The 20,079-nt window shown below is 71.0% G+C and carries 17 protein-coding genes; 4 read left to right on the top strand and 13 right to left on the bottom strand.

The genetic code is table 11. From position 1 onward, the window contains the following. Positions 1 to 31: 31 nt before the first annotated feature. The 5 genes from G8A07_RS05230 to G8A07_RS05250 all read right to left on the bottom strand — a co-directional run bounded on the left by G8A07_RS05230 (position 32) and on the right by G8A07_RS05250 (position 6,482). On the bottom strand, positions 32 to 1,363 hold the full coding sequence (locus G8A07_RS05230) for a lysine N(6)-hydroxylase/L-ornithine N(5)-oxygenase family protein (RefSeq protein WP_195796035.1): 1,332 nt from the start codon (positions 1,361 to 1,363) through the stop codon (positions 32 to 34). Positions 1,364 to 1,412: 49 nt separating this feature from the next. Further along, positions 1,413 to 3,794, bottom strand: a complete 2,382-nt coding sequence (locus G8A07_RS05235; protein ID WP_195796036.1) for a TonB-dependent siderophore receptor — start codon at positions 3,792 to 3,794, stop codon at positions 1,413 to 1,415. 115 nt (positions 3,795 to 3,909) lie between these two features. After that, positions 3,910 to 4,965 carry a FecR domain-containing protein gene (locus G8A07_RS05240; protein ID WP_195796037.1) on the bottom strand — a complete coding sequence of 352 codons (1,056 nt, stop codon included), beginning with the start codon at positions 4,963 to 4,965 and terminating at the stop codon, positions 3,910 to 3,912. A 58-nt stretch (positions 4,966 to 5,023) separates the two neighbouring features. Further along, positions 5,024 to 5,533, bottom strand: a complete 510-nt coding sequence (locus G8A07_RS05245; RefSeq protein ID WP_195796038.1) for an RNA polymerase sigma factor — start codon at positions 5,531 to 5,533, stop codon at positions 5,024 to 5,026. Between the two features lie 166 nt (positions 5,534 to 5,699). Continuing rightward, on the bottom strand, positions 5,700 to 6,482 hold the full coding sequence (locus G8A07_RS05250; protein WP_249937227.1) for an SDR family NAD(P)-dependent oxidoreductase: 783 nt from the start codon (positions 6,480 to 6,482) through the stop codon (positions 5,700 to 5,702). Between the two features lie 131 nt (positions 6,483 to 6,613). On the opposite strand from G8A07_RS05250, the gene G8A07_RS05255 reads away from it, so the two are divergent. Then, a complete protein-coding gene (locus G8A07_RS05255) occupies positions 6,614 to 7,525 on the top strand; it encodes a LysR family transcriptional regulator (protein ID WP_195796039.1) in 912 nt (303 codons plus the stop codon). Here G8A07_RS05255 and G8A07_RS05260 read toward each other — a convergent pair. Next, positions 7,473 to 7,913: a hypothetical protein gene (locus G8A07_RS05260; RefSeq protein WP_195796040.1), complete on the bottom strand. Its 441-nt coding sequence runs from the start codon at positions 7,911 to 7,913 to the stop codon at positions 7,473 to 7,475. The two genes, G8A07_RS05255 and G8A07_RS05260, sit on opposite strands and share 53 nt — an antisense overlap. Positions 7,914 to 8,147: 234 nt before the next feature. Here G8A07_RS05260 and G8A07_RS05265 point away from each other — a divergent pair, with 234 nt between their 5' ends. Both G8A07_RS05265 and G8A07_RS05270 read left to right on the top strand, forming a co-directional pair. Then, positions 8,148 to 8,519, top strand: a complete 372-nt coding sequence (locus G8A07_RS05265) for a hypothetical protein (protein WP_195797998.1) — start codon at positions 8,148 to 8,150, stop codon at positions 8,517 to 8,519. 42 nt (positions 8,520 to 8,561) lie between these two features. Next, on the top strand, positions 8,562 to 9,851 hold the full coding sequence (locus tag G8A07_RS05270) for a tetratricopeptide repeat protein (protein ID WP_195796041.1): 1,290 nt from the start codon (positions 8,562 to 8,564) through the stop codon (positions 9,849 to 9,851). Here G8A07_RS05270 and G8A07_RS05275 read toward each other — a convergent pair. From G8A07_RS05275 to G8A07_RS05295, 5 genes are all read right to left on the bottom strand, one after another. Next, on the bottom strand, positions 9,835 to 10,020 hold the full coding sequence (locus G8A07_RS05275) for a hypothetical protein (RefSeq protein ID WP_195796042.1): 186 nt from the start codon (positions 10,018 to 10,020) through the stop codon (positions 9,835 to 9,837). The two genes, G8A07_RS05270 and G8A07_RS05275, sit on opposite strands and share 17 nt — an antisense overlap. An 82-nt stretch (positions 10,021 to 10,102) precedes the next feature. Continuing rightward, on the bottom strand, positions 10,103 to 10,945 hold the full coding sequence (gene fdhD / locus G8A07_RS05280; protein WP_195796043.1) for a formate dehydrogenase accessory sulfurtransferase FdhD: 843 nt from the start codon (positions 10,943 to 10,945) through the stop codon (positions 10,103 to 10,105). Next, positions 10,932 to 11,195, bottom strand: coding sequence for a hypothetical protein (locus G8A07_RS05285; protein ID WP_249937228.1), 264 nt, complete (start codon positions 11,193 to 11,195; stop codon positions 10,932 to 10,934). Before G8A07_RS05285 ends, fdhD begins: the two co-directional genes overlap by 14 nt. Beyond that, positions 11,188 to 13,542, bottom strand: coding sequence for an FdhF/YdeP family oxidoreductase (locus G8A07_RS05290; protein WP_195796044.1), 2,355 nt, complete (start codon positions 13,540 to 13,542; stop codon positions 11,188 to 11,190). The genes G8A07_RS05285 and G8A07_RS05290 overlap by 8 nt, the downstream gene beginning before the upstream one ends. Positions 13,543 to 13,634: 92 nt before the next feature. After that, entirely contained in the window at positions 13,635 to 15,311 is a 1,677-nt protein-coding gene (locus G8A07_RS05295) for an OFA family MFS transporter (RefSeq protein WP_195796045.1), read from the bottom strand. A 203-nt stretch (positions 15,312 to 15,514) separates the two neighbouring features. Here G8A07_RS05295 and G8A07_RS05300 point away from each other — a divergent pair, with 203 nt between their 5' ends. Continuing rightward, positions 15,515 to 16,906, top strand: a complete 1,392-nt coding sequence (locus G8A07_RS05300) for a sigma-54 dependent transcriptional regulator (protein WP_249937229.1) — start codon at positions 15,515 to 15,517, stop codon at positions 16,904 to 16,906. On the opposite strand, the gene G8A07_RS05305 is transcribed toward G8A07_RS05300, so the two are convergent. Together G8A07_RS05305 and G8A07_RS05310 are read right to left on the bottom strand one after the other, a co-directional pair. After that, positions 16,890 to 17,651, bottom strand: coding sequence for an ABC transporter substrate-binding protein (locus G8A07_RS05305; protein ID WP_195796046.1), 762 nt, complete (start codon positions 17,649 to 17,651; stop codon positions 16,890 to 16,892). The genes G8A07_RS05300 and G8A07_RS05305 overlap by 17 nt on opposite strands. After that, positions 17,648 to 19,924 carry a bifunctional diguanylate cyclase/phosphodiesterase gene (locus tag G8A07_RS05310; protein WP_195796047.1) on the bottom strand — a complete coding sequence of 759 codons (2,277 nt, stop codon included), beginning with the start codon at positions 19,922 to 19,924 and terminating at the stop codon, positions 17,648 to 17,650. The genes G8A07_RS05305 and G8A07_RS05310 overlap by 4 nt, the downstream gene beginning before the upstream one ends. Positions 19,925 to 20,079: the final 155 nt, after the last annotated feature.

The following is a 20,079-nucleotide window of genomic DNA, read 5'->3' on the forward strand; positions in this document are numbered from 1 at the left end:
GGCGCAGGGGTGGCGGGGCGGGGACGCCGGTTCAGGCGGGCGCGCCGTCGCCGATGCGGACGAAGTCGGCGCTGCTGGGGATCGCGAAATCCTGGATCGCGATGCGGTGCTCGATCTTGTAATGCTCGACGCCGGACAGCTCGCGCAGGATGTAGGAGTTGCGGTAGCAGCTCATGCCGAGGTCCTGGTTGGTCATGCCATGGGTGTGCTGGCCGGCGTTCTGGATGAAGACCTCGTTGCCGTTCAGGTCGGCCGCGTAGTTGCGCGCCAGCCGGTAGCGGCCCTGCTCGTCCCAGCGCAGGCGCGCGCGGATGCCGTCCAGGAAGGCCGGGATGTTCTCTCGGTAGCCGGTGGCGAACACCAGCGCCTCGGTCTGGTGGGCGTAGCGGCTGCCGCTGTCGAGCTGGCGGAACTCGATCTCGTAGCGGTCGGCGCGCGGGTCGTGGCGGCAGGCCTCGATCTCGCAGTTGGTGATCAGGTGGGTGTTCAGCGGGCCGCGCTTGCGACGCTCGTCCAGCAGGTCGTAGATGCGGTTGATCAGACCGGCGTTGACGCCCTTGTAGAGGCTGTCCTGCTGGCGCACGATGTGCTCCTTGCGCGCCTCGTCGAGGTGGTAGAAGTAGTCGATGTAGTCGGGCGAGAACATCTCCAGGGTCAGCTTGGTGGTCTCCATCTGGAAGAAGCGCGGCGAGCGTGTGATCCAGGAGAGCCGGTAGCCATGGCGCTCGGCCCCCTCGAGCAGGTCGTGGTAGACCTCGGCGGCGCTCTGGCCGCTGCCGACGATGGTGATCGAGCGCCGCTCCTGCAGCTGCGCCTTGTGCGCCACATAGTCGGCGCTGTGCAGGTAGCGGTGGCCGTCGCCGGCGCAGCAGCGCGGGAAATGCGGCTTGGAGCCGACCCCCAGCACCAGCTTGCGGGCCCGCAGCGCAAAGGGCTGGCGCCCCGGGCCGCGCACGCCGGTGATGACGTAGCAGCCGGCCTGCAGGTCGTAGTCCAGCGCCTGCACCTCATGCTGGAAGCGCAGCCGGCTGAGCCGGCCGGCGGCCCAGCGGCAATAGGCGTTGTACTCCTGGCGCGTCAGGTAGAAGCTCTCGCGGAAGTAGTACGAGTAGATCTTGCCCTCTTCCTTGCAGTAGTTCAGGAAGCTGTACGGGCTTTTCGGATCCGCCAGGCTGACCAGATCCGCCAGGAAGGGGTTCTGCAGCGTGGTGTTGTCGATCAGCATGCCCGGGTGCCAGCTGAACTCGGCATTGCGCTCCAGGAACAGCCCGTCCAGATCCTCGATCGGCTCGACCAGGCAGGCCAGGCTGAGGTTGAACGGGCCCAGGCCGATGGCGATGAAATCGTGAATCGCTTGGCTCATGACACTCCCTTGATGTGCTTGAAACGGGCCGGCCGACCGCGCCTGCGCGCTACCAGCGATAGCTCAGCGTCGCGCTGAGGTTGCGCGCGTCGCCCCAGTAGCAGTACTCCATGCTCATGCAGGAGGCGATGTAGGTCTTGTCGGCCACATTGGTGGCGCTTAGGCGCAGCTGGGCGCCCTTCAGCGCCGGGCTGATCCGGTCCAGCTCGATGCGCAGCATCAGGTCGGCCAGGGTGTAGGCCGGCACCTTCAGCTGATTCGTGTTGTCGACCCAGCTGCTGCCGATGTGGCGCAGGCCGGCGCCCAGCGTGTAGCCCGGCGCGACGCTCCAGTCCAGCCAGGCCGAGGCCTGCTGGCGCGGCGCCTGGTAGGGCGTCTTGCCGACGAAGCCCTCGGGCGACTCGAGGTACTTCATGTCGTTGAAGGTGTAGCTGGCCAGCACGTTCAGGCCGCGGCTCAGTTCGCCGCGCGCCTCCAGCTCCAGCCCGCGCGAGCGCACCTTGCCGGCCGCCACGTGGTAGGCCGCGCCGACCGGGCGCGAGGCCACCTGGTCCTGGGTCAGCTCGTACAGCGCGGCGCTCAGCAGGGTCTGCGAGCCCTTGGGCTGGTAGCGCAGGCCCAGCTCGGTCTGGCGCGTCTCGGCCGGCTGCAGGTTGCGGCCTTCCTTGTCGTTGCGCAGGCTGGGGTTGAAACCGTCCGCATAGCCGACATAGGGCGCGAAACCGTTGTCGAACAGATGCACCAGACCCAGGCGCTTGGTGAAGCGCGAGCCGCTCCAGGTGGCGGCTGCGGTGCCGGCGTCGCCCATGCGGTTGGCGGCGCGGGCCCAGTCCTGGCGGCCGCCCAGGGTCAGGCGCCAGCGCTCCCAGGCCAGCTGGTCCTGGAGGTAGAGGCCGGTCTGCTCGAAGCGCCGGTCGATCGGCGCGCCGCCCAGGTTGTTCAGGCCGGCATCGCCGTAGACAGGCTGGTAGACGTCGATCGGCTTGGCGCCGCCCCAGGACCAGTCGCCGTCGACCTTGCGCTTCTGGTAGTCCAGCCCGATCAGCAGATGGTGCTGCAGCGCACCGCTGGCGAAGCGGCCTTCCAGCTGGTTGTCCAGCGCGTGGCCGCGGGTCGATTCGTTGGCGCCGGAGAAGTAGCGGGTCAGGGTGGTGGGACTGGCCCAGCCATAGCCATAGACCTGGCGCAGCCTGGCGTCGGCGGCGACCACGCGCAGATGCTGGCGAAAGCTCCACTGGTTGTTGAAACTGTGCTCCAGCTGGTAGCCGACGAAGCGCTGCGTGCGGCGGTACTGCTCAACGCTCGGGTCGCCGTCGAAGAAATGGCGCGAGATGGTGGCGCCGTTGCGCGTGCTGGTCAGGCTGGCATCGGCCGGCACGCCGCTGTGATAGCTGCCCTGCGGGTCGCGCTGCAGATAGGCCTGCAGCAGCAGGTAGGTGTTGCTGGACAGGTTCAGGCCGACCGAGGGGGCCAACGCGACGCGCTCCTCGCGCACGCCCTGGAACTGCGAGTCCAGCTTGCGCGCCATCGCCACCAGGCGGTAGGCGGCGACGCCCTGGCCGTCGATCGGGCCGGCGAGGTTGAGCGCGCCCTCGACGCGCTGGCGGTTGCCCAGGGTCAGCTGCAGCTCGCGCTCCGGCTGGAACTGCGGGCGCTGGCTGCTCAGCACCACCAGGCCGCCCGGCGAGGCGCGGCCATACAGCACCGAGGCTGGGCCGCGCACGACGTCGATGCGCTCCAGCACATAGGGGTCGACCTGCATCGAGGTGTAGCTGCCCTGGTCACTGAGCATGCGCATGCCGTCCAGCAGCACGCTGTCGACGCTGCTGTCCTTGAAGCCGCGCAGCGCGACATAGTCATAGCGGTTGGAGGAGCCGACCAGGCCGGTGAAGGTGCCGGGGCTGTAGTTCAGCGCCTCGGGAATGCTGCGCGGCTTCTGGTCCTCCAGCTGCTGGCGGGTCAGCACCGAGATCGCCTGCGGTGTCTCCAGCAGCGGCGTGTCGGTCTTGGTGCCGGAGCTGCTGCGGCGTGCGGCGCGGGCGTCCGGGTCGGCCGCGGCGGAGCCGGCGCGGGCGGTCAGCAGCGGCAGCTGGTGCTGCGCCTCGCCGCCCGGGGGCGGCGCGCGACGGATCACCAGGGCGCCGCCGGCATTGCGGCTGGCCGTCAGGCCGCTGCCGCTGAGCAGCCGCTCCAGCGCCTGCTGCGGCGTCAGCCGCGCCGACAGCGCGGGCGCCTCGCGACCGGCCACCAGGGTCGGATCGACGATCAGCTCCAGGCCGGTCTGGCGCGCCAGCTCGTTCAGCGCCTGGCCGAGCGGCTGGGCGGCGATATGGATCGAAGTGGGCGTCTCGGCCTGGGCCACCGCCTGGCTACCGAAGGCGATGGACAGGGCCATCACCAGGGTGGCGGAGCGGCTGAAGGAATGCGACATGCGACAAGGTCTCCATGAAAAGTGAAATAAGAACTCTTCTCATGTAGACGGGCGAGCCACGCGGCCCCCTAGGTCCGGCGCGAAATATTTTTCTTCGCGCCGACCGGCGCCGCCCTCAGCGCGCCGCGGACAGGGCGCGGATTTCCTGCAGCGAATCGCCGATCGGTGCCAGCCGCAGCGGCAGCGCCTCCGGCAGCGCGCGCGCGAAGCGGTCCGGGCGGCGCGCGTCGAAGCTGCCGGTGATGCGCAGCCGGGCCACCGCCGGGTCGCGCAGGCGCAGGCCGGTCGGGCCATGGCGTTCGAACTCGGCCAGGGCCTCGGCCAGGGTCGCGTTGTCGAAGCTCAGACGCCGCTCCAGCCAGGGCGCGATGCCGGCCTGCGGCACCGCCGCGATCGGGCCGAGGCGCCCCTGTGCATCCGCCAGCACCTGCTGGCCGGCGCCCAGCCGGAGCCGCGGCGCGCCTTCGGCCAGGCCGGCGACCTGCACCCGGCCTTCCTCCACCGCGACGGCGACGCCATCGCGGCCCGGTACGCCCGGCGTGTGGCGCACCGCGAAGCGGGTGCCCAGCACGGTCACCCGCTGCGCGCCGGCCAGCACATCGAAGGGCCGCTGCGGATCAGCGCTGACCTGGAACAAGACCTGACCCTCCAGCAGCCGCACCTCGCGGCGCTGGCGGTACAGCGCCACCTCGGCGCGGGTCGCGCTGTCCAGGCGCAGCAGGCTGCCGTCCGGCAGCCGGACCTCCAGCTGCTGGCCGCGGGCGCTGGCGAAGCTGTGCTCATACTGCGGCTGGCGGGCCCAGAGGTCCCAGCCCAGATAGCCCCCCAGCCCCAGGCTCAGCAGGCTGGCGGCCAGCGCCAGGCGCGGCCGCCGGGCGGCCGGGCGCCGCGCCGGCAGCGCCGCGCGCGCCTTGTCGAGCGCCATGCGCTGCTTCAGCCAGGCGACGCCGGCCGGCGGCAGCGCGTCCAGCGCGCTCCACTCCCGCTGCCAGCGCTGCAGCGCCTCTTCATGGGCCGGGTCGGCGGCGCGCCAGGCCTGCAGGGCCTGCCGCTCGGCCGGGCCGAAGTCGCCCGAGCGGCTGCGCACCAGCCAGTCGAGTGCCACCTTCTCGAGCGGCGCCGCGTCGGGGGCGGAGGGGGCTGGCGACGGGGCTGGCGAGGGCGGGATCATGGGCGTGCGGGGAACGGTGAACGGGGCGGGGTGACAAGGGCTGGCGGGCGGGGCGGGCTCATGGGGTGGTCTCGCCGTCCAGCCGCTGCCGGCAGCGCCGGCAGGCCTGCAGCGCCAGCTGGATATGCTGCTCGACCATCTTGCGTGAGATGCCCATGCGCTCGGCCACCTCGGCATGGGGCAGGCCGTCGAACTTGTGCAGCACGAAGGCCTCGCGGCAGCGCAGCGGCAGTGCGTCGATCGTGGCCAGCAGCTGCCGCACCGCCTGGCTGGAGGCCAGCGCGGCCTGGGGTTCGTCGGCGAGCGGGGCCATCAGGCGCTCCAGCTCGGTCTGCAGCAGCTCGGCGTCGGCCGTCTCCGGCTCGCTGCCGCGGCGGCGGTACTGGTCGATCTGCAGATTGCGCGCGGTGCGGTAGAGCAGGGCGCGCGGCTCCTCGACGGTGCGGCCGGACTGCTGCAGGGCCAGCACGCGGGCATAGCTCTCCTGCACCAGGTCGGCGGCGGCCTCGCGGTCGCGCAGCGAGCGCGAGCAGAAGTTCAGCAATTCCTTGTAATAGCGCTCGAACACGGCGTGGACGGCTCCGCAAGATGTCGGATCTCCCGTCCAGATGCCTTCAGGGTGTGGATAGGAATAATTCTTATTCTCTCAATGCCTTCGTGACGAATCGGCGATGCCCGGCGCGGCGCGGGGTTTTTTGTGGTTTCCGCGCCGAGCCGGGGCTTCGCAGGCGCGTTTACAGGAACATGCCGCCCGAGGCCTCGATGCGCTGGGCGTTGATCCAGCGGTTGTCCTCGGCCAGCAGCGCGGCGATCACCGGGCCGATGTCGTCGGGCAGGCCGACCCGGCCCAGTGCGGTCTGGCCGGCGATGAAGGCATTGACCTGGGCGTTGTCGCGAACCGTGCCGCCGCCAAAGTCGGTCTCGATCGCGCCGGGCGCCACCGTGTTGACCGCGATGCCGCGACCGCCCAGCTCCTTGGCCAGGTAGCGGGTCAGCACTTCGACGCCGCCCTTCATCGCCGCATAGGCGCCGTAGCCGGGCAGGGCGAAGCGGGTCAGGCCGCTGGAGAGGTTGACGATGCGGCCGCCGTCGGCCAGCAGCGGCAACAGGGCCTGGGTCAGGAAGAAGGGGCCCTTCAGGTGGATGCGCATCAGCTCGTCGAACTGGGCCTCGCTGGTTTCGGCGAGCAGGGCATGAGCGCCGATGCCGGCGTTGTTGATCAGGAAATCGAAGCGCTCGCGCTGCCAGGTCTCGGCCAGCTGCGCCCGCAGGGCCGCGGCGAAGGCCGGGAACCCGCTGCTGTGGCCGACATCCAGTGGCAGTGCCTTGGCGCGGCGGCCCAGGGTCCGGATCTCGGCGACGACCTGCTCGGCCTCGGCGCGCTGGCTGCGGTAGGTCAGGATCACATCGACGCCGCGCCGGGCCAGGGCCAGCGCGGTGTTGCGGCCCAGGCCGCGGCTGCCGCCGGTGACCAGGGCGATCTTGGGGGAGGTGTTGCTGCTGCTGCTCATGCTCATGTCTTGCTCCTGAGAGGGTTTGGGGTTGAGGAAAAACATGGAAGGCAGTCTATTAATCGGCTTGATCTGGATAAATTGGCTTGATCTGATAAAACTGTTCGCATGAAACGAACAAAAAGCCGAGGCAAGCGATGATCCAGCCCGACGCGATGCGCGTCTTCGTGCGCGTGGCCGAGCTGGCCAGCTTCACCCAGGCGGCCGAGGGCCTGGGCCTGCCGAAGGCTAGCGTGTCCGGCGCGGTGCAGCGCCTGGAGGCGCAGTTGGGCACACGGCTGCTGCACCGCACCACCCGGCGTGTGCAGCTGACCCAGGACGGCCAGGCCTTCTATGAGCGCTGCAAGGACCTGCTGGCCGATCTGGAGGAGCTGCAGCAGCTCTTCCTGCCGACGCCGGCGGCACTGACCGGGCGGTTGCGGGTGGACCTGCCGGTCGGTGCGGCGCGCCTGCTGGTGCTGCCGCGGCTGCCGGAGTTCATGGCCGCGCATCCGAAGCTGGAGATCGAGCTGAGCTGCACCGACCGGCGGGTGGACCTGGTGCGCGAGGGCTTCGACTGCGTGCTGCGGGTTGGCCAGCTGGGCGATTCCAGCCTGGTGGCGCGGCCGCTGGGCCGGCTGCGCCAGCTCAACCTGGCCAGCGCCGCCTATCTGCGCGCCCATGGCGTGCCGCGCAGCCTGGAGGACCTGGCCGGCCACCGGCTGATCCATTACGCCGCGGTGCTGGGCGCGCGCTCGCCGGGCTTCGAATACCTGGACGAGGCGGGCCGGCCGCAGAGCCTGCCGATGGCGGGCAGCCTGACGGTCAACAACTCCGAGGCCTACGAGGCCGCCTGCCTGGCCGGCGCGGGCCTGGCCCAGGTGCCGGTGCCGGGCCTGTCACCCCTGGTCGAGCAGGGCCTGCTGGTCGAGGTGCTGCCGCAATACCAGGCACCGCCGATGCCGGTCTCCCTGGTCTATGCGCACCGGCGCCAGCTGCCGCAGCGGGTTCAGGTCTTCATGAACTGGCTGACCGAGGTGCTGCGCCCGCATCTGCTGCCCTGGCCTTGAGATCGGGGCGCCGGATCGGGCCGGGATCGGCCGGGCCGGGGCCCAGCGGCAGGGCCGCGCGGGCGCGCTCCAGCTCGTCCTCCAGCGCGGCGACGCTGAGCGGGTCGTGCAGGGCCAGCTGCGAGCGCAGCCGCGCGAGCGGCAGGTCGGCATGCTCCAGGCAGAGGCTGCGCCAGAACCAGGGCAGGCCCTCGTCGCGCGCGCAGCGCAGCAGGGTGTGCAGCATGCGCGCCTGGGTCGCCGCGGCCGGGCGCAGGCCACGCCGCACCAGCAGCTCGCCGGTGCCCAGATAGGCGCGCAGCCGGCCCACCTGGTCCGGGTAGAGGGCGCAGCGCACATGGACTTCCAGGCGTAGCCAGCGTTGGTGTAGCGGATCGGCGGGCTTCATCGGCGGAAGGACTCGGGCTGGATCGGATTTTTATTGTAATGCGAACCATTCTCAATAAAAGAAGGCCATCCCGTTTGCATCTGCTCACCGCCGTGCCATCGCGATACCGCTGCTTCACGCGGCTTTGCCGGACTTCACCGGCCGGCGGTCGCTGCCGGACCCGGGCGCGCCGTTGAGGAAGGGCGGCCGGCCCGGTCCGTATCCATCGCCTCTTCAGACAGGAGTGTCACCGCCATGAAATCCACTGCCCAAAGACAAGGCGCGCGTCGCCTGCTGCTGCTCGCCGGCCTCGGCCTTGCCGGTCTGCTGTGCGCCGGCGCGGCGAGCGCGCGCGACGGCGCCGATGTCCGCTGGTCCGTCACCATCGGCAGCCCCGCGCGGGTCTATGCGCCGCCGCCCGTCGCCGTCTACCCGCAGCTCTATCCGCAGGCCTACCCGCGCCATGGAGCGCCGCGCGCCCATTACCAGCAGCCCACCCGCTGGGATCGCGACGGCGATGGCATCCCGAACCGCTACGACCGCCGCTACAACCCGGCCTGGGATCGCGATGGCGACGGCGTGCCGAATCGCTACGACCGGCACGACCACAACGCCTGGCGCCGTTGAGGTTTAAGCTCGCGGCCTGCGATCAGCCAGGAGGCCGCGACGATGTCCCATCGAGATGAACAAGGCCTGCCGCTGTCGGGCGCCACCGATCCCGGGCTCGACGCGCTGCTGCGTGGCCTGGGCCAGTTCCGCTGCTTCAGCGGCGACCCGCTGGCCAGCGCCGAGGCCGCGCTGGCCGCCGCGCCGGCCCTGGTGATGGCGCATCTGCTGAAGGCCTGGCTGCTGCTGCTCAGCACCGAGGCGCCGGCCCTGGCGCCGGCGCGCGAAGCCCTGGCCACGGCGCGCGCGCTGCCGCACGATGCGCGCGAGGCCGCCCATCTGGGCGCGCTGACCGCGCTGGCCGAGGGGCGCTGGCATGAGGCCGGCCTGCGCCTGCAGGACCTCAGCATCGAATGGCCGCTGGACCTGCTGGCGCTGCAGGCCGGCCAGCAGATCGATTTCTTCACCGGCGACGCGCGCCTGCTGCGCGACCGCATCGCCCGCGCGCTGCCGGCCTGGGCGCCGGGCCGGCCCGGGCGCCATGCGCTGCTGGGCATGTATGCCTTCGGGCTGGAGGAGAACGGCGACTATGCGCGCGCCGAACGCCTGGGCCGCGAGGCGGTCGAGCTGGAGCCGCGCGACGCCTGGGCCCAGCATGCGGTGGCCCATGTGCTGGAGATGCAGGGCCGGCGCGCCGAGGGCATCGCCTGGATGCGCGGCAACCCCGGCTGGCAGCAGGACAGCTTCCTGGCGGTGCACAACTGGTGGCATCTGGCGCTCTACCACCTGGAGGCGGGCGAGTTCGAGGCGGTGCTGGCGCTCTACGACGGGCCGCTGAAGGGCGGCCGCTCGGACCTGGTGCTGGAGCTGGTCGACGCCAGCGCGCTGCTGTGGCGGCTGCGGCTGCGCGGCGTCGAGCTTGGGGACCGCTGGGCGGCGCTGGCGGAGCGCTGGACGCCCTTTGCCGGCAGCGGCAACTACGCCTTCAACGATGTGCATGCCGCGCTGGCCCTGGTGATGGCCGGCCGCACGGACGCGCTGGCCGAGTTGCGCGCCGCGCAGGACCGGGCCCAGGCCGCCGGCGGCGACAACGCGGCCTTCCTGCGCGAGGTGGGCCGGCCCGCCACCGAGGCGATGCTGGCCCATGCGGCGGGCGACTACCGGCGCGCCAGCGCGCTGCTGCGGCCGGTGCTCGGCCGCGCCCAGCGCTTTGGCGGCAGCCATGCGCAACGCGACCTGCTGGATCAGACCCTGATCGACGCGGCCGAGCGCGGCGGCGAGGCCGCGCTGGCACGGGCGCTGCGGACGGAACGGTCCGAGCTCGCGGCGCAGCGGGCTAGTGTTGGCCGCTGAGGGCTGCGGATCCCTGGCCGCGCTCGGCGGCCAGCAGTTCGCGTTCGGCCTGGGCCAGATCGTCGGCGATGCGGTCAATCCGGCTGCTCTGCCAGGGCAGTTCTTGATAGGCGGCCGCCAGCTCGCGTCGCAAGCGGGCGTAGCGGCCCGCCAGGGCCTCCAGTTCCATGCAATCCTCCTTTTGCTGCACTGCAGTATGGCCCTGGAAATATGACCCTGACTGGTGGCGGGGGACTGCGAACATGGGATGGTCAGGCCGGCGGCGGCTCGTTCCCGGCCGGCCAGCCGCTATAAAAAGTGGCACGCTGCTCGCGCACGAAGCCTGCCAGCGCCAGGCCACAGTCATGTGCGGTGCGGATTGCCAGGTGAGTGGGTGCTGACACCGCGGCCAACAGGCCGATGCCGGCCTGGGCCGTCTTCTGCACCATCTCGAAGCTGGCGCGGCTGGTGACCGCGACAAAGCCCCGGCCCGGATCGGTGCCGGCGCGGGCCAGCGCGCCAACCAGCTTGTCCAGCGCGTTGTGGCGGCCGACATCCTCGCGCAGCAGGAGCAGGGCGCCGTCCGCGTCGCACCAGGCGGCGGCATGCAGGCCGCCGGCGCGCTGCTGCAGGGGCTGGGCCGCGGCCAGCTCGCGCATCGCGCGCTGCAGCGCATCGCCGGCCAGGCGCGGCGGGGTCACCGGCCGCTTCAGCGGGCGCAGCACCTGGTCCAGGCTGTCGGTGCCGCACAGGCCGCAGCCGGTGCGGCCGGCCAGGTTGCGGCGGCGCTCCTTCAGCCGCATCTCGCAGCGCGCGCTGATGCGCAGCTGCGCGACCAGGCCCCCGTTGCAGCCGGCGGCGATCTCGACCTCCAGCAGGTCGGCGGGCGTGTCGATCAGGCCCTCGCTGAGCGAGAAACCGAGCGCGAAATCCTCCAGGTCCAGCGGCGTGGCCAGCATCACCACATGGGAGATGCCGTTGTACTCCAGCGCCACCGGCACCTCCTCGGCGACCCAGTCCGCGCCGGTCTCGCCGCCGGGCCAGCGCCACGTGGCCAGCCGCGCCAGCGCGGCCGGCAGCGCGAGCTCTTCGTCCCCGTCGTCAATCTTGCGCATCGCCGCGCCCCGCCTCGGTCAGATGGGCCAGCCAGCGCCCGTTGTCCTCGCATTGCAGCCGTACCCAGCCGGGCCCGGCCACGCCGCCCAGCGCGGCGTCGCTCATCAAGGTGTACAGGCGCAGCAGCACGCTGACCCGCAGGCCCAGCTTCTTGGCCAGCCGCGGCAGGGCCACGCCCTGGCCCTGGTCCAGCTCCGCCAGCGCGCGCAGCGCGGCCTCGGCCAGGGCTTCGGGCGCGGTCTCAGGCATGCAGCGGCGCGTCCGTGGCGACGCTGCGGGCCTCGGCCAGCGGCGCATCCTGCGGGCGCAAGGTCAGCACCACCGGGATGGACTTGGAGGTCGGCGTGCCGGCGCCGATCGCGACGCTGGCCAGCGGCACCAGCGCATTGGTCTCGGGGAAATAGCTGGCCAGGCAGCCGCGCGGGATGTCGTATTCGATCAGCACGAACTTCTCGGCGCGGCGGTGCTCGCCGTCGGCCCAGAGGCTGGTGATGTCGACCCAGTCGCCGGCCTTCATGCCGATGTCCTGCAGGTCCTTGGCATTGATGAAGACCACGCGGCGATGGCCCCAGACGCCGCGGTAGCGGTCGTCCATGCCGTAGATCGTGGTGTTGTACTGGTCGTGCGAGCGCACCGTGGCCAGGGTGAACACGACCGCGTCGCGGGCTTGGCGGCGCGCCTGGCGCAGCGGCGTGTCGGTCGGCACCTTGAAGGGGATGAAGTTGGCCTTGGCGGTCGGCGTGGTCCAGATCCGCTCCGAGGGCGTGTTGCGCAGGCGAAAGCCGCCGGGCTTCTTGAGCTTCTCGTTGAAGTCCTTGAAGTCGGGCAGCACGGCCTCGATCTTGTCGCGGATGCGCGCATAGTCCTCGACCAGCCACAGCCAGGGCGTCTTGCTGCGGCCCTTCAGGGTGGCGGCGGCCAGGCGCGCGACGATCATCGGCTCGGACAGCAGATGCTCGGAGGCCGGCGCGTTCATGCCGCTGGACAGATGCACCATGCTCATCGAGTCCTCCACCGTGACGCCCTGCGGACCCGCGGCCTGCATGTCGATCTCGGTGCGGCCGAGGCAGGGCAGCACCAGCGCCTGCCTGCCGTGGATGGTGTGGCTGCGGTTGAACTTGGTCGTCACATGCACGGTCAGCTCGCAATTGCGCAGCGCCTTCCAGGTGGCGACGGTGTCCGGCGTGGCCGAGGCGAAGTTGCCGCCCAGCGCGAAGAAGACCTTGCCCGCGCCGTCCAGCATGGCCTGGATCGCTTCCACCGTGCCATAGCCGTTCTTGCGCGGCGGCTCGAAGCCGAACACGCGGCCCAGGCTGTCCAGGAAGGCGGCCGGCGGCTTCTCGTAGATGCCCATCGTGCGGTCGCCCTGCACATTGCTGTGGCCGCGCACCGGGCAGGCGCCGGCGCCGGGCCGGCCGAGGTTGCCGCGCAGCATCAGGAGGGCCGCGATCTGCTGGATCGTCGCGACCGAATGCTGGTGCTGGGTGATGCCCATGCCCCAGCAGATGATGGTGCTTTTGGCCTGGGCATAGATGTCGGCGGCGGCGAACAGCTGCTCCTGACTCAGGCCCGATTCCTCGACCAGGGTGGCCCAGCCCTCGGCGCGCACATCGGCCTCGAACTCGGCGAAGCCATGGGTGTGCTGGGCGATGAAGTCCAGGTCCAGCAGGCGCTCGCGGCCCTCGGCGCGCGCCATGTCGTCGAGCTCGAACAGGCGTTTGGCCAGGCCCTTGATCGCGGCCAGATCGCCACCGATGCGCAGCTGGAAATAATGGGTCGAGATCGGCGTCGAACCCAGGGTCGCCATCTCGAACTTGTCCTGCGGGTCGGCGAAGCGCTCCAGCCCGCGCTCGCGCAGCGGGTTGAAGCTGACGATCTTCGCGCCGCGCTTGGAGGCCGCGCGCAGCTCGCCGAGCATGCGGGGGTGATTGGTGCCGGGGTTCTGGCCGAACACGAAGATCGCGTCGGCCAGCTCGAAGTCCTCCAGGGTCACCGTGCCCTTGCCGATGCCGATGGTCGGCTTGAGTCCCTGGCCGCTGGGCTCGTGGCACATGTTCGAGCAGTCGGGGAAGTTGTTGGTGCCGAACTCGCGCACGAACAGCTGATACAGGAATGCGGCCTCGTTGCTGGCGCGGCCCGAGGTGTAGAAGATCGCCTCGTCCGGCGTCGCCAGCGCGTTCAGCTGCGCGGCGATCAGCTCGAAGGCGTCATCCCACTGGATCGGCACATAGCGGTCGCTGGCCGCGTCGTAGACCAGCGGCTCGGTGATGCGGCCCAGGTTCTCCAGATAGAAGTCGCTCTGCTCGGCCAGCCAGGAGACGGTGTGCGCGCCCAGCACCTCGGGCGTGGCGCGATGCGCGGTGGCCTCGGCGGCGACGGCCTTGGCGCCGTTCTCGCAGAACTCGAAGGTCGAGCGGTGGTCGCGGTCCGGCCAGGCGCAGCCCGGGCAGTCGAAGCCCTCGGGCTGGTTCGCCGCCAGCAGGGTCTTCGCACCCTTGACCGCGATGCCCTGCGCCTGCAGATGCTTGGCCACGCTCTTCAGCGCGCCCCAGCCGCCGGCCGGGCCCTTGTAGAAATGAATCTTCTGTTCGCTCATGGAGATGTCCCCAATGGGGCATGGCCTCGACCCAGGCTAAATGCGGGTCGAGGCCATGCGATGCTAACCGGCCCGCGGGCCGGGCGCTGCAGTCAGTGGAAGAACTTGGCTGCGCTCAGCAGGGTCTTGTAGACGCCCCAGGCCAGCGGGATGCCGACGGCGGCCCAGGCCAGCAGGACCAGGGCGGTCGGCGTCGCGGCGCCGGCGCCCGGGCCGCTGCCCACTTCGGCGGCGGCGGCGCGCTCATGGGCCAGCTTCTTCTCGACCGCCAGCTCGGCGTCGCTCATGAAATGCTTGTCGGCCACCGGGCGCACCAGCAGGTTGGCGATCAGGCCGATCACCAGCATGCCGACCAGGATGTACATGGTCTGGTTGTAGACCTGCTCGCGCGGCAGGCCCAGGCCCAGCTGGTACTCGCGCATGTAGTTGACGACCACCGGGCCCAGGATGCCGGCGGTGGCCCAGGCGGTCAGCAGGCGGCCGTGGATCGCGCCCACCATCTGGGTACCGAACAGGTCGGCCAGGTAGGCCGGCACGGTGGCGAAGCCGCCGCCGTACATCGACAGGATGATGCAGAAGGCACCGACGAAGAGCAGGGCCGAACCGGCCGCGGCCGAGGAGGGGATGCTGAAGTACAGCAGGCCGCCCAGCACGAAGAACACGACATAGGTCGCCTTGCGGCCCAGCTTGTCCGACAGGCTGGCCCAGAAGAAGCGGCCGCCGATATTGAACAGGCTCAGCAGCGCGGTGAAGCCGCCGGCCACCGCGGCGATCGCGGCGAGCTGGGTCTTGTCGAGCTCGGTGAACTTGCCCTGCACGTCGATCAGCGCGCCGCCGAACACCTCCTGCAGCATCGGGCTGGCCATGCCGATCACGCCGATGCCGGCGCTGACGTTCATGCACAGCACGATCCACACCAGCCAGAACTGCGGGATGCCCCAGACCTTCTTCACATGCACATGGCGCTGCGTGATCATCGCGTTGCTGGTCTGCGCGGCCGGCGGGGTCCAGCCCTTGGGCTTCCAGCCGGTGGGCGGCACGCGGTAGCCGAGCGCGCCGCCGACCATGAAGACGAAGTACACCAGGGCCATCACGACGAAGGTCTGCCAGACGCCGACCTCGGTGGGCGTCGCGAAATGCTTCATCAGCTCGACCGCCAGCGGCGAGCCGATCATCGCGCCGCCGCCGAAGCCCATGATGGCCATGCCCGTGGCCATGCCGCGGCGGTCCGGGAACCACTTGATCAGGGTCGACACCGGCGAGATGTAGCCCAGCCCCAGGCCGATGCCGCCGATCACGCCCGAGCCCAGGATCATCATCCAGAACTGGTGGGTGTAGATGCCCAGCGCCGACAGCAGCATGCCGCCGCACCAGCACACCGCGCTGACCAGGCCGGCCTTGCGCGGGCCGGCGCGTTCCAGCCAGCCGCCCCAGATCGCGGCCGAGCAGCCGAGGAAGACGAAGAACAGGGTGTACATCCAGCCCAGGGTCGCGACGCTCCAGTCGCAGCTGGTGGTGAAGAGCTGGGCGAAGAAGCCGACGTCCTTGCCGCAGGCCAGCGCGCCGGTGCCGGCCACGCCCAGGGCCTTGGACAGCGGCAGCCAGAACACCGAGAAGCCGTAGGCCATGCCGATGCACAGATGGATGGCGAGTGCGCAGGGCGGCACCAGCCAGCGGTTGTAGCCGGGGGAGGCGATCGTGCGCTCCTTGTCCAGCCAGCCCGGCGCGGCATTGCCGCCGAGGGTGGTATCGGTCAATACTGAGGACATTCCTGTGGTGCTCCTGAGGGTCTGTGAGGGCGGCCGTGGCGGCAAGGCTGGGCCGGCAGCGATCAGACTGCATGCCTCGCCGCTTGCCCATCCGGCGACACCCGGGCAAAACGCGACAGGCTGGCGCGGGCAAGTTGACGCTTGCGACAATTTGTCGCATCGCGCCTTCCTAGAATGCGCAGCAGCCCGCCCTCCGCCCCGTCTTGAACAAGCTCAGCAAAACCTGGCCCCGCGCCGCCATCCTGGTCGTCGACGACGAGCCGGGCATGCTCAACTTCCTCGAGAAGACCCTGGCGCCGCGCACCACCGGAGCGGTGCTGACCGCCGGCTCGGCCGAGGCCGCGGAGGAGCTGCTGCGCCGGCACCGCTTCGACCTGGTGATCCTGGACATCACCCTGCCGGGCAAGAGCGGCATTGCGCTGCTGAAGGAGCTGCGCGAGCGCGCGGATGCCAGCGAGGTGGTGCTGATCACCGCCTTCGCCGACCTGGACACCGCGATCGAGGCGGTGCGCGCCGGCGCCAGCGACTTCCTGCTGAAGCCCTTTCGCGTCACCCAGATCCTCAATATCGTCGAGCAATGCCTGGAGCGCGCGCGCCTGAAGCGCGAGAACTGGGTGCTCAAGCGCAGCCTCTCGCGGCGCAGCCACGACGAGGCGCTGATCGGCGACTCGATCGCGATCAAGGGCCTGCGCGCGGCGCTGGAGCGGGTCGCGCGGGTCGGCAGCACGGTGCTGCTGACCGGCGAATCGGGCACCGGCAAGGAGCTGGCCGCGCAGGCCCTGCACCGGCTGGGGCCGAACGCCAATGCGCCCTTCGTGCCGGTCAACTGCGCCACCATGTCGCCGGCGCTGATCGAGACCGAGCTGTTCGGCCAGGCCGGCTGGGGCGCCGACGGCCACAAGAGCCGGGACGGCCTGTTCGTCTATGCCCAGGGCGGCACCCTGTTCCTGGACGAGGTCGGCGACCTGCCGCTGGCGCTGCAGGCGACGCTGCTGCGCGTGCTGGAGGACCGGCATATCCGCCCGGTTGGCAGCGAGCACGAGATCCCGGTCGATGTGCGCATCGTCGCCGCGACCAACCGGCCGCTGGCCGACGAGGTGGCGGCCGGGCGCTTCCGCAAGGACTTGTACTACCGGCTGCAGGTGGTCGAGATCGGCCTGCCGCCGCTGCGCGCGCACAAGGAGGACATCCCGCAGCTCAGCGCGCATTTCATCGAGATGCTGGCGCCGCGCCTGAACCTGGCGCCGATCGAGATCAGCGCCGACGAGATGCGCTATCTGCAGCAGTACGACTGGCCCGGCAATGTGCGCGAGTTGCGCAACCTGATCGAGCGCTCGCTGATCGTTGGCGCGCTGAACGTCTCGGCGCTCTACCAGAGCCTGGCGCGCACCCAGGGCCAGCCGGTGGTACCGCGTGCGAAGCTGTCCGGCCCGGTGGATCTGCAGAGCCTGGAGAAACGCCACATCCTGGCGGTGCTGGAATCGGTCGGCGGCGACAAGCAGCAGGCGGCCCAGCTGCTGGGCATCTCCAAGCGCACGCTGGAGCGGCGCTTCGCCGAATGGACCGAGACCGGCGAGCTCAGTCGGCCAGCTTGATCAGCGGGACATAGGCCGCCTCGATGCGCGCCAGCACGCCCTCGGCGCGGATGCGCGCCAGGCCGCTGTTGAAGTCGTCGCGCAGCGCCGGGTTGCGAAAGCCCACGCGGTAGGGGATCTTGTCGAACAGCGCGAAGAACTCGACCTCGAAGGGCTGCTCGCGGAAGCGGCTACTGCTGCGCAGCTGGCCGAGCTGGTGCTCGAAGATATGGCGTTCGGCGACGATGGCCTCGGCCTGGCCGGCGAACAGCATGCGCAGCTGCGAGAGCTGGTCGGCCTCCTCCTTGTAGCGCGGGTTGGCGCGCGCCATCTGCGCGAAGGCCGGGCCCAGGTATTCGGCCGCCTTCTGGAAGGCCACCAGGCGCAGCCGGCCCAGCTCGGCAATGCTGGGTGCCTGGGCGAAGCGGCCCTTGGGCGCGATCAGGTAGTCCTGGTAATGGATGTAGACCTCCGAGTAGGCGGCCGCGACGCCGGAGTCCGGCGTGATCGTCGCGGCGCCGTCGCATTGGCCGCTCTGCAGCGCGACGGGCACGCGCGCCTGCGGCACGAAGCTGATGCGCAGCCCATGGCCGGCGGCCTGCAGCGCGGCGCGGATGATGTCGATCTCGATGCCGCGCCCGGTCTTCTCGTCGGCGAAGGGGGCCAGCGACTGGCCGAACACGATGTGCACCTCGGCCGCCCGCGCCGTGCCGGCCATGCAGAGCAGCCAGGCGCAGAGCAGCAGCGGGTGCAGCAGCGATTTCATGATGGGCTCAATTCTGCCCCGGCTTGCTCATCTTCTTCCATGCGGCGTAGCCAACTGCCGGCCTCGGCGGGCAGCAGCGGCTTGGCGAACAGATAGCCCTGCAGCGCCTGGCAGCCGGCGGCGCGCGCGGCCGCGGCCTGGGCCTCGGTCTCGATGCCCTCGGCCACCACCTGCAGGCGCAGCGCCGCGGCCAGCTGGCAGATCGAGCGCACCACCGCGCTGGCGGCCGGCTGCGGCATCGGCTCGATCAGGCTGCGGTCGATCTTGACCGCGTCCAGCGGCAGATTGCGCAGCAGGTTCAGCGAGGAGAAGCCGGTGCCGAAGTCGTCCAGCGCGACCTTGATGCCCAGCGCCTTCAGCCGCGCCAGGCGTTCCTGCGCCTGCTCGGCGTCGCGCACCGCCGCGGTCTCGGTGACCTCCAGGCTCAGCAGCGCCGGCGGCAGCTCGAAGGCCTGCAGGGTGCTCAGCACGAAATCGGGGAAGGCCGGGTCCTGCAGCTGCAGCGGCGAGACATTGACCGCCACCGGCACCAGCGGGCCGCCCAGCGCGCGCCAGATCGCCTGCTGGCGGCAGGCCTGCTCCAGCAGCATCGCGCCCAGCGGCAGGATCAGGCCGGTGCGCTCGGCCGCCGGGATGAACTCGACCGGGCTGACGATGCCATGGCCGGGCCTATGCCAGCGCACCAGGGCCTCGAAGCTCAGCAGCGCGCCGCCCTCGGCCGCCACCTTGGGCTGGTAGAGCAGCTGGAACTCGGCGTTCTTCAGCCCGGCGCGCATCGCCTGCTCGGCCAGCATGGTCGCGCTGCTGCGCCGGGCGCTGGCCTGGGCCCAGCGCTCGGCGGTGCCGGGGTCCTGCTTGGCCTCGTGCATCGCGGCGCTGGCCTCGCGCATCAGGCCGTCGGCATCGTCGGCGGTGGCCGGGAAGCTGGCCACGCCCATCGACACGTCCAGATAGATCTCATGCCCGGCCGCCTGCACCGGGCGCGTCAGGCGCAGACGCAGGCGCTGGGTCAGCGCGCGCAGCGCCTCGGGTCGCGCGTCGCCGGGCAGCAGCAGCGCGAACTCGTCCTCGCCCAGGTGCATCACCTCGACGCGCGGCGCCGGGAACTCGGTGCACAGCAGCCGCGCCATCTGGCGCAGCAGCGCGTCGCCGATGCCATGGCCATAGGCGTCGTTGAGCTGGGTGAAGCGGTCCAGGTCCAGCCAGACCAGGCCGAAGGCCCGGCCGGCGCCGCACAGCTCGCGCAGGCGGCGCTGCAGCGCGCTGCGGTTCGGCAGGCCCGACAGCGGGTCATGCGTGGCCTGGTGCAAGAGGGCCTGGGCCGCGAGGAAGCGGTCGGTGTCGTCGCTGACGACGATGTGCTCTGCCGCGCGCCCGTTCCAGCTGACGCGCCAGGACGAGAACACCAGGCGCATCGTGCCACCGTCGCTGCGCCGGCGTTCGCCCTCCCATTGCGCATGCGGCAGCCGGCCGGTCAGCACCGCGCGATGGCGCTGCGCGGTGCTGTGGCGCAGCGCCTCGGGCTGCTCGCGCTGCAGGGCCTCGAAGGCGGCCAGATCCGGCACGCCGTACAGGCGCAGCAGCGCGGCGTTGGCATAGAGGATGTGGCGGCCGCGCTTGATGCCGACGCCCTGGTGCGAGTTCTCGGTCAGGAAATGCAGCTGCTCGCGCAGCCGGTGCGATTCGACATTGGCGTGGCGCAGCGCCGCCAGCATCAGGCTGATGCCCAGCATCAGGCGCAGGCCGGCGCCGATGCTGGTCTGCAGCGGCAGCCACTCCGCGCCGCCCAGCGCATAGGGGAACTGGCTCAGGCCCAGCAGCAGCAGCAGCAGGCCGGCGAAGCGTTCGGCCCGGCCCAGGCCCCAGAGCCAGCGCAGCGCCACCAGGCCCAGCCAGGTCTGCAGCCCGGCGCCGGCGGCCTGGGCGACCTCGATGCCCTGCGCGATCAGGGCCGCGAACAGGCCCAGCAGCACCAGGCCCAGCAGCGCGGCCTCGCGCCGCGCCAGCGGCCGGCCGGTCAGCTCGCGCAGGCCCAGCACCAGCAGGGTCATCGCGGCCGCGCCGGCCGCGGCCATGCCGGCGCCGCCCAACCCATGCGGCAGCGGCGCGGGCTGCAGCCACAGCAGATAGGCCGGCGTGGCCAGCACATGGACCAGGAAGCTGGCGCCCAGCAGGCGCGTGAAGCCTTGCTCGCGGTCGCGCACCCAGACCCGCCACAGCGCCAGGCCGAGCACCAGGTTGACCAGCAGGTTGAACGCGAGCGCGTAGATCACGGAGCTTGTGATGAGGTGGTCGCACGGCCAGGGCGGCCGCGCGGGCTCGGCGATCTTAGGGCGCGTAACAGAACGTCAGCGGCGCCCGATTGCGCATTACTGCCGCTTTGGCGGCTGTTGGCGGTGGAAGGTGCGGGCGGCGCGGGGCCGCCCGA

Origin of the sequence: Roseateles sp. DAIF2, assembly GCF_015624425.1 — a bacterium.
In the GTDB taxonomy this organism is placed as follows: Bacteria; Pseudomonadota; Gammaproteobacteria; order Burkholderiales; family Burkholderiaceae_C; genus Kinneretia.

What these genes read in the sequence shown, in the direction of transcription:
- G8A07_RS05230 (WP_195796035.1), bottom strand. Translation starts at nt 1,363, where the DNA reads ATGAGCCAAGCGATTCACGATTTCATCGCCATCGGCCTGGGCCCGTTC.
- G8A07_RS05240 (WP_195796037.1), bottom strand. Translation starts at nt 4,965, where the DNA reads ATGATCCCGCCCTCGCCAGCCCCGTCGCCAGCCCCCTCCGCCCCCGAC.
- G8A07_RS05305 (WP_195796046.1), bottom strand. Translation starts at nt 17,651, where the DNA reads ATGAAATCGCTGCTGCACCCGCTGCTGCTCTGCGCCTGGCTGCTCTGC.
- G8A07_RS05275 (WP_195796042.1), bottom strand. Translation starts at nt 10,020, where the DNA reads ATGGAACTGGAGGCCCTGGCGGGCCGCTACGCCCGCTTGCGACGCGAG.
- G8A07_RS05285 (WP_249937228.1), bottom strand. Translation starts at nt 11,195, where the DNA reads ATGCCTGAGACCGCGCCCGAAGCCCTGGCCGAGGCCGCGCTGCGCGCG.
- G8A07_RS05290 (WP_195796044.1), bottom strand. Translation starts at nt 13,542, where the DNA reads ATGAGCGAACAGAAGATTCATTTCTACAAGGGCCCGGCCGGCGGCTGG.
- G8A07_RS05250 (WP_249937227.1), bottom strand. Translation starts at nt 6,482, where the DNA reads ATGAGCATGAGCAGCAGCAGCAACACCTCCCCCAAGATCGCCCTGGTC.
- G8A07_RS05255 (WP_195796039.1), top strand. Translation starts at nt 6,614, where the DNA reads ATGATCCAGCCCGACGCGATGCGCGTCTTCGTGCGCGTGGCCGAGCTG.
- fdhD (WP_195796043.1), bottom strand. Translation starts at nt 10,945, where the DNA reads ATGCGCAAGATTGACGACGGGGACGAAGAGCTCGCGCTGCCGGCCGCG.
- G8A07_RS05270 (WP_195796041.1), top strand. Translation starts at nt 8,562, where the DNA reads ATGTCCCATCGAGATGAACAAGGCCTGCCGCTGTCGGGCGCCACCGAT.
- G8A07_RS05295 (WP_195796045.1), bottom strand. Translation starts at nt 15,311, where the DNA reads ATGTCCTCAGTATTGACCGATACCACCCTCGGCGGCAATGCCGCGCCG.
- G8A07_RS05235 (WP_195796036.1), bottom strand. Translation starts at nt 3,794, where the DNA reads ATGTCGCATTCCTTCAGCCGCTCCGCCACCCTGGTGATGGCCCTGTCC.
- G8A07_RS05260 (WP_195796040.1), bottom strand. Translation starts at nt 7,913, where the DNA reads ATGAAGCCCGCCGATCCGCTACACCAACGCTGGCTACGCCTGGAAGTC.
- G8A07_RS05265 (WP_195797998.1), top strand. Translation starts at nt 8,148, where the DNA reads ATGAAATCCACTGCCCAAAGACAAGGCGCGCGTCGCCTGCTGCTGCTC.